Origin of the sequence: Corynebacterium sp. MSK218 (assembly GCF_030232655.1) — a bacterium.
Classification (GTDB): domain Bacteria; phylum Actinomycetota; class Actinomycetes; order Mycobacteriales; family Mycobacteriaceae; genus Corynebacterium.
The window spans coordinates 147165-160061 of sequence record NZ_JASPGN010000003.1; the positions used below are offsets into that span (position 1 = coordinate 147165).

At 57.3% G+C, this 12897-nt stretch carries 12 protein-coding genes; 10 read left to right on the top strand and 2 right to left on the bottom strand.

The features are described 5' to 3' along the window. Window positions 1-65 precede the first annotated feature (65 nt). Window positions 66-1091 carry an NHL repeat-containing protein gene (locus tag QP922_RS03595; RefSeq protein WP_284808033.1) on the bottom strand — a complete coding sequence of 342 codons (1026 nt, stop codon included), beginning with the start codon at window positions 1089-1091 and terminating at the stop codon, window positions 66-68. Between the two features lie 102 nt (window positions 1092-1193). Here QP922_RS03595 and QP922_RS03600 point away from each other — a divergent pair, with 102 nt between their 5' ends. From QP922_RS03600 to QP922_RS03640, 9 genes are all read left to right on the top strand, one after another. Next, window positions 1194-2018, top strand: coding sequence for an undecaprenyl-diphosphate phosphatase (locus QP922_RS03600; protein ID WP_284808034.1), 825 nt, complete (start codon window positions 1194-1196; stop codon window positions 2016-2018). A 72-nt stretch (window positions 2019-2090) separates the two neighbouring features. Continuing rightward, window positions 2091-3350 carry a cysteine--1-D-myo-inosityl 2-amino-2-deoxy-alpha-D-glucopyranoside ligase gene (gene mshC, locus QP922_RS03605; protein WP_070671237.1) on the top strand — a complete coding sequence of 420 codons (1260 nt, stop codon included), beginning with the start codon at window positions 2091-2093 and terminating at the stop codon, window positions 3348-3350. 24 nt (window positions 3351-3374) lie between these two features. Beyond that, window positions 3375-3758 (top strand): hypothetical protein, encoded by a 384-nt coding sequence (locus QP922_RS03610; protein WP_070671239.1) that lies wholly within the window; start codon window positions 3375-3377, stop codon window positions 3756-3758. After that, window positions 3759-4460 carry an HAD family hydrolase gene (locus QP922_RS03615; RefSeq protein ID WP_284807954.1) on the top strand — a complete coding sequence of 234 codons (702 nt, stop codon included), beginning with the start codon at window positions 3759-3761 and terminating at the stop codon, window positions 4458-4460. A 77-nt stretch (window positions 4461-4537) separates the two neighbouring features. Then, a complete protein-coding gene (locus QP922_RS03620; protein WP_284807955.1) occupies window positions 4538-4801 on the top strand; it encodes a phosphoribosyl-ATP diphosphatase in 264 nt (87 codons plus the stop codon). Between the two features lie 14 nt (window positions 4802-4815). Further along, the gene (hisG, locus tag QP922_RS03625) at window positions 4816-5661 is read left to right on the top strand and encodes an ATP phosphoribosyltransferase (RefSeq protein ID WP_284807956.1); all 846 of its coding nucleotides are present in this window, start codon (window positions 4816-4818) and stop codon (window positions 5659-5661) included. Window positions 5662-5752: 91 nt separating this feature from the next. After that, on the top strand, window positions 5753-7276 hold the full coding sequence (gene aspA, locus QP922_RS03630) for an aspartate ammonia-lyase (RefSeq protein ID WP_284807957.1): 1524 nt from the start codon (window positions 5753-5755) through the stop codon (window positions 7274-7276). Window positions 7277-7638: 362 nt separating this feature from the next. After that, the gene (locus QP922_RS03635; RefSeq protein WP_284807958.1) at window positions 7639-8946 is read left to right on the top strand and encodes an anaerobic C4-dicarboxylate transporter; all 1308 of its coding nucleotides are present in this window, start codon (window positions 7639-7641) and stop codon (window positions 8944-8946) included. A 47-nt stretch (window positions 8947-8993) separates the two neighbouring features. Further along, window positions 8994-10661, top strand: coding sequence for a formate--tetrahydrofolate ligase (locus QP922_RS03640; protein WP_284807959.1), 1668 nt, complete (start codon window positions 8994-8996; stop codon window positions 10659-10661). A gap of 58 nt (window positions 10662-10719) precedes the next feature. On the opposite strand, the gene QP922_RS03645 is transcribed toward QP922_RS03640, so the two are convergent. Further along, on the bottom strand, window positions 10720-11514 hold the full coding sequence (locus QP922_RS03645) for a RecB family exonuclease (protein ID WP_284807960.1): 795 nt from the start codon (window positions 11512-11514) through the stop codon (window positions 10720-10722). An 89-nt stretch (window positions 11515-11603) separates the two neighbouring features. On the opposite strand from QP922_RS03645, the gene QP922_RS03650 reads away from it, so the two are divergent. After that, window positions 11604-12875 (top strand): M18 family aminopeptidase, encoded by a 1272-nt coding sequence (locus QP922_RS03650; RefSeq protein ID WP_284807961.1) that lies wholly within the window; start codon window positions 11604-11606, stop codon window positions 12873-12875. Window positions 12876-12897 lie beyond the last annotated feature (22 nt).

Consider the following 12897-nt stretch of genomic DNA (forward strand, 5'->3'; position numbering starts at 1 on the left):
TAGTCCATAGTGGCAGGGGGAAAGCGAGTAGTGGATTGGGATAGCGGAGAACAGCGCCTCAGAGACTAGGAGCCGTCTAGCTCCGGATCGTTGATGAACTGCAGCCCGTCACCGTTAGCGGAAGCGGCGACCACTGTGCCGTCGTCAAGCACGGCGATATTCTGCGCGCCTGCTACCGTTTCAACGCTTCCGGTGAGTTCCGGAACTCCGGAGGAGACGGTGTAGGCATGAAGCAGATTGTTATCTGTGGTGGTAACCCACGCCAACTCCCGTTCATTGTCCCAAGCTACAGCCCAGGGCGTGCCCTCCGTGTTGCCGAACTGGTGGAGACGGATAACGTCGCTCGCGGTGTAGATGGCCACACGTTTGCCCACGGTATCCGAAGCCACCACCACCGCTCCGTCACCGCCGGCAATCTGACCAACACCCTGGCCCACGCGCAGACGTCCGCCGGCGCGGTCCTTCTCCCAATCCAGGGATTGGATTGTGGAGTCCTGGCGCAGAACGCGGACGACGCCATCCGCCCCATCCGGATTAGGCACGGAAATAAGCTGGTCACTGCCTGCTTCTACCTTGATAGTGCCAGTTCTCTTGCCGTCCTTGTAAACGCCTACAGTCGTCGAATCCGCCGAGCCCACGAAGATCTCACCGGTAGAGGTTTCGGCGGCGACTGTCACTGGTGCTTCCTCATCCACCGCGAGCTTTTGCGGGGAAGCTGGCTGCTGTGGATCAATGAGGAGAACCTTGTCCCCGCAGGCTACGACAAAATGAGATGGAGATGCAGTGAGGTCTCCGCAGTGCTTATCGATGTCCACGCGCGTTGCCTTATCCGCCTCAAAGTCAGACTGGGTGCCTACCGTGAGGGCTTCTGCGGTGCGGACCGCGAGTACGTTGCCCACTGCAGCGACGTCAGTGACCTTGTCGAAATCCACAACCTTTCCAGCAGCGTCCTGCGTGGCAGGGGAGTTAGCAGGTTCAGCTTGGCCGTAGACGGCCGAGTTGGGATCCCCTCCTACTCCCACCGTGGGATCACACGCTGCGAGGGCAGACGTGCTGGTGAGAAGGGCACAAGAAAGCAAAACTCGACGCATTTTCACGATTTCACATCCTAGCAGCCAGCGTGGTGCAAACCGGAAGCCGCAAATGGGACGAGTAGGCTGTCGCGAGTGACTACAACAGCTGCTACTGACGCCATGACCTGGATGCAGGTCATTGTTCTGTCCCTTGTCCAAGGACTCACCGAATTCTTGCCCGTGAGCTCGTCTGGCCACCTGCGCATCGTCTCTACGCTCTTCTGGGGGCAGGACGCAGGCGCTTCCTTTACCGCCGTCATTCAGCTCGGTACCGAGCTTGCCGTCATCGTGTATTTCGCTGGCATGATCTGGGAGATCCTCAAAGGTTGGTTCATTGGCCTTGCCAACAAGGACAAGCGCGGCCAAGACTATCGCATGGGGTGGATGGTTATCGTCGGCTCCATTCCTATTGGCATTCTTGGCGTCCTTGGCAAAGACTTAATCCGTGATAACCTCCGCAATCTATGGATCACGGCTTCTATGTTGGTGCTCTTTTCCTTCGTCTTCATCGCGGCTGAGCGTATGGGTAAAAAGACCCGCAGCTTTGAGGAACTAACCATGCGTGATGCCATCGTCATGGGCCTGTGCCAGTGCCTTGCGCTTATCCCCGGTGTGTCCCGCTCCGGCGGTACGATTTCTGGTGGCCTTTTCCTTGGCCTTGACCGCGAGGTAGCTACCCGTTTCAGCTTCCTTCTGGCCATTCCGGCAGTGATGGCTTCCGGGCTCTTCTCGCTGGGCGACGCCTTCGGCCCCACCGTTGGTCAGTCCGCTACCGGTATGCAACTTCTCGTGGGAACAGGTATTGCCTTCATCGTCGGCTACGCCTCCATCGCATGGTTGCTGAAGTTTGTGGGTAACCACTCCTTCGAGTGGTTCGCTGCTTACCGCATCCCGGTCGGCATTATCGTCATGATCTTGCTGGCTCTGGGAGTGCTCGCGCCCTAGAGTTCGCCCCAAAGCAAGGTTTGATAGCCGCGGTCGTGTCATCAGAGCAGGGCGCGCGTTAGGATTGTGGACATGCATTCTTGGCCTACACCCCACGTCGATTCTGTACCTGGCACTCCCGCCCCGCTTCACCTTTATGATTCGGCCGATGAGGTTGTCTCAAAGGTAGACATCACGGGTGATACCGCCAGCATATACGTCTGTGGCATTACGCCGTACGACTCCACTCATTTGGGCCATGCGGCAACGTATCTTACCTTTGACCTTATTTATCGCCAGCTGCTGGACAACGGCTATAAGGTCAACTACGCGCAAAACATCACCGACGTCGACGACCCACTTTTTGAAAGGGCCGAGCGCGATGGCGTGGATTGGCGCGAGTTGGGTACTTCGCAGATTAATCTCTTCCGCTCCGATATGGAGCTATTGTCTGTGATCCCACCGCAGCATTTCATCGGAGCGATGGAAGCTATTGATGAGATTACGGAGATGGTGCAGAAGCTTCTCGACGTCGGCGCGGCCTACACCGTCGATGACCCAGAGTATCCCGATGTCTACGCGTCAATCCAGGCCACGGATAACTTTGGTTATGAGTCCAACTACTCGCGCGGGCAGATGGAGACATTCTTTGCCGAGCGTGGCGGTGACCCCGACCGCCCCGGCAAGCGTGACCCCCTTGATGCTCTGATTTGGCGGGCACACCGTGACGGCGAACCCGCCTGGGAGTCTCCCTTCGGTCCTGGCCGCCCGGGATGGCACATCGAGTGCTCTGCTATTGCCACCAACCGGCTTGGTTCCACCTTCACGATTCAAGGTGGTGGCTCTGATTTGAAATTCCCGCACCACGAGTTCTCCGCAGCCCACGCAGAAGCTGCACTCCAGGTTGAACGCATGGCACAGGTCTACGTCCACTCCGGCATGATTGGACTGGAGGGCACGAAGATGTCGAAGTCACTGGGAAACCTCGTCTTCGTGCACAAGCTAGTTGAAGCTGGCGTGGACCCCTCTGCGATCCGTCTCGGAGTGTATGCCGGCCACTACCGCGGAGACCGTGATTGGTCTGATGAGGTGCTTGGTGCCGCTCAAGAGCGTTTGACGCACTGGCGTGCTGCCGCAAAGAGCCCACGCTCTGTGGAGTCCGTGCAGACGGTAATCCAGGATGTGCGAGCAGCTTTGGCCGACGATCTTGACACCCCACGAGCGCTTGAAACCCTTGACGCCTGGGCAGCTGAGGCAATCAATGAAAGCGCTGATACCAGCGAAGAGAGCACTGCAGACGCTGCCTCACTCATCCGCACCGCAGTTAATTCTCTGTTGGGCGTGCGCCTCTAGAGATCTTCAGGCATTATCTAGCTCATGAGCATTCGCGCAGAATTCCAGCCCACCGTTGACGAGTTCATTTCTAACCTTCAATCCTTCGCCACCGGCGATTACCTCAAGGAGGATGAGAAGGAGTTCTGGGAGGCACCTTTCGATGCCGCAGTCCTCCCGGAACTGAAGGAGATTATCGAAGGTTTCCTCGATAATTTGGACAAGCTTCCAGATGACCCAGAAGGTCCGATTCTGAGCGCTGCAGTGAAGCCATCAGTAGAGAAGCTTGGAGCCTTCAACCGTAAGAATGCCGATGCTGTTTTGGAGCCAGAGGAGAAGGAAGAGCTGACCGAGCTTATTCACTCTGCCTCGGCTGCCACAGGCGCCGACGATGAGGCCCTCTCGCAGCTTCCGGAGCTAGACTTCTAATTGACTGTGCAGATTCGTCGACCATCCGCAATCTTCTGGGATATGGATGGCACACTTACCAATTCCGAGCCGTTGTGGGAAGAGGCCACGTTCCATCTCTCAGAGAGCTTGGGACGCCGTCTCACGCCAACTGAGCGTCTTGCCACTGTGGGCGCGACCTTTGAGGACACGCTGGATATCTGCGCCGATAAGGCTGGCGTGACTTTGCAGCCAGGCGATACGGAGCGCTATCGCACGCTCATGTTTGACTACGTTAAATCGCTGTTTGCTCAACACCTCGAGATTTTCCCTGGCGTTCCTGAGCTGCTCAGCGAACTCAAGTCACACGGCATGCCGATGATGGTGACGACCAATACGGAACGCTATGTGGCGGATTCTGCTATTGAGGCGCTGGGCCGCAGTTACTTTGTGGACACCATATGCGGTGACGAGGTACCCCATGGCAAACCTGCTCCGGACATGTATGCCGAGGCCGCACGGCGCCTCGGCCTGGAACCAGGAGAGTGTCTCGTGTTTGAAGACTCTGCTGCCGGAATGCGTGCGGCTGTCGACGCTGGCTGTGCCGTCATCGCTCTTCCTGAAGGTGACCACGTTGAGGTTCCTGCGGAGGCAACAGAGATTTCCCACCTGCATTCTGAGCGCCACCTTGTAGGTGCTACTGCAGACGATGTGTATTCCTGGTTCACCCGCATCCACCGCTAACGCTGAATAGGGGGCGACGGCTTTAGTTTCGGCAGGAGAGCAGATTTCTATGCAGCGGTGTGGAAGAATATGCGCTTGTGAAGAATTTTGAGAGCCTGTTTGAGGAATTGTCCCAGAAGATCGCCGAGAGACCTGAAGGCTCCGGCACCGTGGAGGCCTATGACAAAGGCATTCACCACCTGGGCAAGAAGATCATCGAAGAGGCTGGCGAGGTATGGATCGCCGCGGAATACCAGTCCGATGAGGAACTCGCTGAGGAAATGTCACAGCTGCTGTATTGGCTACAGGTCATGGCCCATAAGCGCGGCCTGAAGCTCGATGACATTTACCGCTACCTCTAGAGAAAGCAACATCCATGATTAAAATTGCTGTTCCCAACAAGGGTTCCCTGTCCGAGTCTGCTCTCGAAATCCTCAAGGAGGCCGGCTACAAAGGCCGCGGACACAATAAATCGCTCAACGTCGTGGATGAGGAGAACGGCGTTGAATTCTTCTTCCTTCGCCCTAAAGATATCGCCATCTACGTTGCTCAAGGCGTGCTTGACCTAGGCATTACGGGTCGTGACCTGGCCCAAGACTCCCGCGCCAAGTTCAACGAGGTGCTTAACCTTGGGTTTGGGGCTTCCACGTTTCGGTATGCAGCGCCCGCTGGTGAAGAATGGACTGTGGCCAAGCTGCAGGGCAAGCGTATTGCCACCTCATACCCCAATGTTGTGCGAGACCACTTGGCTGCCAACGGCATTGAAGCGGAGGTCATTCGCCTCGACGGTGCGGTCGAGATTTCCATCCACCTGGGCGTGGCCGATGTGATTGCCGACGTCGTCTCGACGGGAGCCACACTTCGCCAGCAGGGACTCGAGCCTTTCGGAGACCCCATCGTGGCATCGGAAGCTGTTGTCATAAAACGCGCGGGGGAAGAACTAAGTGATGAAGAAAACGTTGTGCTCGGCCGTATTCGCGGCATCCTCAACGCACGTCACTACGTCATGCTCGACTACAACGTGGCCAAGGAGAATCTTCCGGATGTCGAAGCTGTCACGCCTGGCTTAACAGGTCCGACGATTTCCCCGTTGGCACGTGATGGATGGGTAGCAGTCCGTGTGATGGTTCCTCGCAAGATGGCTAACCAGGTCATGGACAGCCTCGCCGAGCTCGGAGCGGAAGCAATTCTCGCGTCAGATCTCCGAATTGCCCGATTTTAGGGGCAGATTCCAAACATTTTATTCGTACTCCTGGCTACGATGAAGAGTGACCACCGTCGTTCTTCGATTTATATGCAAGGAGTCAGCCATCATGGCAAAGTCCACTAAGAAGGATGCTCAGACCGAGACCAAGGCCGCCAAGTCTGAGGTTGAGGAGAAGGCCACGAATAAGGCCCCGAAGACTACGAGCACCAAAAAGACTCGTACTGAAACCGACCTCCTCGGCTCCATGGAGGTTCCCAACAACGCGTACTACGGCGTCCATACGTTGCGCGCAATTGAGAACTTCCAGATTTCCTACGTAACCATCAACACCATTCCGGACTTTATCCGCGGCATGGTTCAGGTTAAGAAGGCCACCGCAATGGCCAATCGCCGCCTTCACGTACTGCCAAAGAAGAAGGCAGAAGCCATCATCTGGGCGTGTGACCAGATTCTGGAAGAGGGGCGCTGCATGGATCAGTTCCCGCTCGATGTTTTCCAGGGTGGCGCTGGTACCTCACTCAACATGAACACCAACGAGGTCGTGGCTAACCTGGCGCTTGAGCACCTTGGTGAGGAAAAGGGCGCCTACGACGTCATTAACCCGAATGATGACGTCAATATGTCTCAGTCCACTAACGACGCGTACCCGACTGGCTTCCGCCTCGGCCTGTACTACGCCATGGAGGACCTCATTGAGCGTATCGATGCCCTTCAGGCTGCATTCCATGCCAAGGGCAACGACTTCTACGACATCCTGAAGATGGGCCGTACCCAGCTGCAGGACGCTGTGCCGATGACTCTCGGCGACGAGTTCAAGGCTTTCGCCCACAACCTCGCTGAGGAGCAGGCCATCCTGCGCGATTCCCAGAAGCGTCTCCTCGAGATCAACCTGGGTGCTACCGCCATTGGTACCGGCGTGAATACGCCGGCTGGCTACCGCCACCAGGTCACCGCCGCCCTGTCTGAGGTCACCGGTCTGGAGATCAAGACCGCGCGCGATCTCATCGAAGCCACCTCTGACTGCGGCGCCTACGTGCTTCTGCACTCCACGATCAAGCGTGCCGCCATGAAGCTGGCCAAGATCTGTAACGACCTGCGCCTTCTGTCTTCCGGTCCGCGTGCTGGTCTGGCAGAGATCAACCTCCCGCCCCGTCAGGCTGGTTCCTCCATCATGCCGGGTAAGGTCAACCCGGTTATCCCAGAGGTTGTTAACCAGGTCTGCTTCAAGATCTTTGGTAACGACCACGTTGTCACCATGGCTGCTGAGGCTGGCCAGCTCCAGCTCAACGTCATGGAGCCGGTTATCGGTGAGGCCCTCTTCCAGTCCATCCGCATCATGGGCAATGCTGTGGATACCCTGCGCGAGAAGTGCGTTGAGGGTATTACCGCTAACGCTGACGTCTGCCGTGCTTACGTGGAGAACTCCATCGGTATCGTCACCTACCTGAACCCGTTCATCGGCCACCACAATGGTGACCTCATTGCCAAGGAGTCCCTCGAGACCGGCAAGGGCGTCAAGGAGCTGGTGCTGGAGAAGGGCTTGCTCGACGAGGAGACCCTCAACCGTGTGCTGTCTGTTGAGAACCTGATGCACCCAGAGTTCCGTGGCCAGCTTTACGTTGACGAATAAATCACAGCGTTGACACCCCCTGCACATGAGGGAGTCAAGGGCTGCTACCTCCAGCGCTCGCACCGCCATAACTGGCGTGTGCGGGCGCTGATTCTTTTCATTGACACATCAGCAGAAAGACGTGGGGTCTGCGGGCAACAGTTGTCGAGATGTAGAAAGAAAAGAGGGGAGGAGAGGAGGGATGAGGGGGAACCTCCTTACGGGTGTGTAGGTGGACACAATCGGGCTTAAGTACTCATTTTTTCGCTCAAATAGGGCAGAATAAAAACAGTCAGTTGTCGTGCTTGACCCCACAGGCATCGGGTAGGGCGCGACTTACCCACCTTGTCTTGCAGTACTGCTGCGAATATTGGAGTCACACAATGGTTGTTGTGCACATTCTTATTGTCCTAGCGGCGATTTACCTGGGTGCCCGAATCGGTTCCATCGGAATCGGTATGGCCGGTGGCCTTGGCGTCTTGGTTCTCGGTCTAACCGGCGTTCCAATTACCCGCGAAGACATTCCTTTCGACGTCATCGGTATCATCATGACCGTTATCGCCGCCATCGCTGCCATGCAGCGCGCGGGCGGTATGGATTACTTGGTCTATCTCGCCGAGAAATTCCTTCGTAAGAATCCAAAGCGAATCACCTTCTATGCACCAGTAGTTACCTGGCTCATGACCGTACTTGCCGGTACTGGTCACACCGCCTTTTCTACCCTCCCGGTCATTGTCGAGGTGGCCAAGGAAGGAAAGGTTCGCCCGTCCCGCCCATTGTCCATTTCTGTTGTAGCTTCGCAGATGGCGATCTGTGCGTCGCCGATTTCTGCAGCAGTCGTCCTCTTGGCCTCGTTGCTTGAGCCAATGGGCGTGGGCTACCTCCAGATTTTGGCCGTTCTAATCCCTGCAACGTTCCTCTCGATCTTCCCGGCAGCATGGGTAGCCAACCGCGCGGGTGTTGAGCTTGAGGACGATCCCGTATACAACCAGCGTAAGGAACAGGGCCTCGTCAAGCTTCCGCAAGGAGCTTCCAACTACAGCCCGGTCCAGGGTGCGAAGTCTTCCGTCATCATCTTCCTCGTGGCAATCGTCATCGTCATGCTGTGGGCTACGCTGACCTCTTCGCAGGTTGGACTCATCGAGGAACCGACTTTGCCACGCAATGAGGCCATCATGACGGTCATGCTCACCGCAGCCACCCTCATCGTGATGCTGACTAAGGTTCCGGCAGGCGATGTCCTCAATACCCCAGTGTTCAAATCCGGTATGTCTGCCTGCATCTGTGTTTTGGGCGTTGCCTGGCTGGGCACCTCCCTGATTAACCACTACCTGGAGGATATTCAGGAGCTTTCCGGAGAAATCATCGCATCCGCTCCATGGCTGCTGGCTGTCGTTCTCTTCTTCGCTGCGGCGCTGCTCTACTCGCAGGCAGCCACCACCAAGGCACTTATGCCGGCCGCATTGGCACTTGGTGTCAGCCCGCTGACCGCTGTAGCCGCTTTCCCGGCGGTATCCGCACTGTTCATCCTGCCGACCTACCCGACTCTTCTGGCAGCGGTGGAGATGGACGATACCGGTTCCACGCGTATTGGCAAGGCAGTCTTCAACCACCCATTCATCGTTCCGGGCGTGCTGAACATCGTCCTGTCGATTGTTCTCTGCTATGTCTTCGGCGCCGTCATCATCTAGCCGGAGCACGCTAAAAATCGGCCCCTCACCGCGCTAAACTGGTGGGCATGAGTACGCAACCTTCAGACGTTGACATTGCCCAAGCCCACCAACTGGAACCGATCACCGAGATTGCCTCCCGCGCGGGCATCCCGGATTCAGCATTGATTCCATTTGGTCGCACCAAGGCCAAAGTGGATATCACCCACATCGAGGACAAACCCGCTCAAGGAAAGCTTGTTCTCGTGACCGGTGTGTCGCCGACTCCGGCCGGTGAGGGCAAATCGACGGTCCTCATCGGCCTTACCGATGCCCTTGCTGCGTTAGGTAAGAAGGCTATTGTCGCTTTGCGCGAGCCTTCCCAGGGACCAGTCATGGGTATCAAGGGCGGCGCTGCAGGTGGTGGCTATTCACAGGTTGTGCCTATGGAGGACATCAACCTCCACTTCACCGGTGACTTTCACGCTATCGCTGCTGCCACCAACACGTTGGCAGCCATCATTGATAACCACATCCACCAAGGCAATGCGCTCAACATCGATCCGCGTCGCGTAACGTGGCAGCGCTGCGTCGACGTCAACGACCGTGCCCTGCGCAACGTCGTTACTGGTTTGGGCGGACCGGCCCACGGCGTGCCGGGGGAGACTGGCTTCACCATTACGGCAGCCTCTGAAATCATGGCAATCTTGGGTCTTGCTACCGACCTCGCTGATCTGAAGAAGCGCCTTGGTGACATCACGGTGGGCTACACCTACGATCAGAAGCCGGTCACCGCTCGCGAGCTGGGCGCCGAGGGAGCCCTGACCGCGCTGATGCGGGACGCGCTTAACCCTAACTTGGTACAGACGTTGGCTGGGACCCCGGCCTTCGTTCACGGTGGTCCCTTCGCCAACATCGCCCACGGTTGCAACACCTTGCTCGCAACCAAGACAGCGATGCGCTTTGGTGACATCGTCTTGACTGAAGCTGGCTTCGGCGCTGACCTCGGTGGCGAGAAATTTATGGATATCAAGGCCCGCTTTGGTGATCTTGACGTAGCGGGAGCTGTAGTTGTAGCCACGATTCGTTCGCAGAAATACAACGGTGGCCAACCGCGCGAGGAACTCACTACAGAGAACCTTGACGCGTTGAAGAAGGGCGTGGTCAATCTCGAGCGCCACGTAGAGAATCTCCGCAGCTTCGGACTGACCCCAGTTGTTGCCCTCAACCTCTTTGGCAGCGATACCGACGCGGAGCGTGACTTCATGCGTCAGTGGGCCAAGGAATTCGGTGTCGCTCTGGAGGAGGCTGATGTCTGGGCTAAGGGTGGCGAGGGCGCAATTGAACTTGCCCAGCTGTTGCTTGAGAATCTCTCTGAGGGCAGCTCGAAGCAGCTCTACGATCCTGAAGAGGGAATTGAGGCGTCTATCCAGACCATCGCCACCACGATCTACCGTGCGGAGAACGTCGAGTACTCATCTAAGGCCCTCAAGGATCTGAAGTACATCAAGGACAACGGCTGGGAAAACTACCCAGTAGTGATTTCTAAGACCCAGTACTCCTTCTCTGACGACCCGAGCCAACTCGGTGCACCGGAGGGACATACCTTGCATGTCCGTGAGCTCCAGCCGCGCACTGGTGCCGGCTTCATCGTGGCGTTGACGGGTGATGTGATGACCATGCCGGGCTTGCCTAAGAAGCCAGCAGCGAACAACATCGATGTTGCTGCAGATGGCACGATTTCCGGCCTGTTTTAAGGCTAGGCCCGGTGCGGCTGGGTTGTGTGGACGCTAGTAGAGCGGCTATTCGATCGTTCTACTCCGGCCAGCCGGGGTACTCGGGCGGCGTACCGCCAAAGGCCGGGCACAGGTCCTGAAATGAGCACCAGCCGCACAGTTTCGAGGTCTTGGGGCGAAAATCGCCAGCCTTGCCTTCTCCTTCGATTTTCGCCCAGAGCTCACCCAAGTCACGCTCGAAATATTCGAGCTCCTCAGGACTTGGAGTCAGGAACATCGAATCCAGCACCTTGAGGTACATCAAGCGCAACTGCGCCGGAATTGTGCCCATGATCCGCCAATACACGAGTGCATAGAACCGCATCTGGAATTGCGCATCGTGTGAATACCGGGGGAGAGGCTTCTTACCGGTCTTGTAGTCCACCACACGTACTTCTCCGGTGGGTGCTACATCAACGCGATCAATGAAGCCGCGGACGGGCACACCATTGGGCAAAACCGTATCCACGTACATCTCGCACTCGTGGGCATCGAAGCCCTGTGGGTTCTCCATCTGGAAATAACCCTTGACCAGTTCTCGTGCTTCGATAAAGAAGTCCAGTTCTTCCTCTGCTGGTACGAGCTCCCTCAGATCCGGGTCCGCCTTAACCATCGAGGCCCATTCGGGCTTAATCATCTTTACTGCGGCCGGGTAGTCTCGCTCCTCGCGCGGGAGTTTATGCATGTTTTCCAAAACAGCGTGAACCAACGTTCCCTTGACCTGCGCCCTCGTCTTGGGTTCAGGGAGTTTGTCAATAGCCCTGAAGCGGTAGAGCAAAGGGCATTGGTTGTAATCGGACGCGCGGGAAGGGGAGAGGGCTAGTCGTTTCGGCATAATGTTGCCTAGCCTAGCGCACGGCTCATGAAAACCCTGCTGCGCATACTTCAGGACGCACTGCTGCCAACCGTGGCAAGCTAGAAGGTATGACTACGACGGATACCACGAAAGACTTTCTCGATTTCATCGCTGCTAGCCCCTCCTCCTACCACGCTGCTGAAGAAGTAGCGCGCCAGCTGACGGAGGCGGGATTTCGCCGCCAGGAGGAAAATGAAGAGTGGTCAGCCGAACCCGGTGGACACGTCATGGTGCGGGGAGGCGCAGTCATGGCGTGGTATGTACCGGAAGGGGCTAGCCCGGAGTCCGGATTCCACATCATCGGTTCTCATACCGACTCCCCAGGCCTTGCCCTCAAGCCCACTCCGGACTTCGATTCCGCTGGGTGGCAACAGGTAGCTGTGGAAGTCTATGGCGGCGTTTTGTTGCACAGTTGGTTTGATCGCGAGCTCACCGTGGGCGGCCAAGTTTTGACCAAGGATGGTTCCCGCCACCTCATCAACACTGGTCCGCTCCTGCGCCTGCCTTCGCTGGCTATCCACCTCTACCGCAAGGATGAATTCAAGCCCGACCGTCAACGTCACATGCAGCCGGTGCTCTCCGTAGGTACGCCAGAGACCTCCGTGATGGGCGTGATCGGCAACCAGCTCGGCGTTGAACCCGATGACATTGCTTCCTTCAATCTCATTACTGCGGATGCCCAGCGCGGAGAGGTCTTCGGCGCGGGGGAGAAGCTCATCGCTGCCGGGCGTATGGATAATCTGTCCTCCGTTCATGCCTCGCTGCGGGCGATGGTTGGGGTGGCGTCGTCAAGCACAGCACCTAACAACCAAGACATCCTGGTAATGGCCGCCTTTGACCACGAAGAGGTCGGCTCCTCCTCCCGTTATGGTGCCGGCGGTCCCATCCTGGGAGACGTGCTCACGCGTACCGCGCGTGCGCTCGGCGCGAACGAGGAACAGCGTTTCCAGATGTTCGCCCGCTCCAGCTGTGTATCAGCAGATGCAGCGCACTCGGTGCACCCAAACTATGCTGAAAAGCACGACCCTACGCATCATCCAATCATCGGCCAGGGCCCCGTGACCAAAATCAACGGCAACCAGCGTTATGCCTCCGATGCTGTCACGGTGAACCTCTGGGAGGACGCGTGCCGCCGCGCAGGTGTTCCGTACCAGCGCTTCGTGGGCAATAATGATGTGCCGTGTGGCTCCACGATTGGTCCAATCTCTGCCACGCGTTTGGGTATCCCCACTGTGGATGTCGGTGTGCCGATGCTGTCGATGCACTCTGCCCGCGAGCTTGTGGGCGAACGTGACCAACTATGGCTCGGCCAGGCTCTTGAGGCATACTTGGTGGGTTAACCCGGACATCCCTCCCTCACTT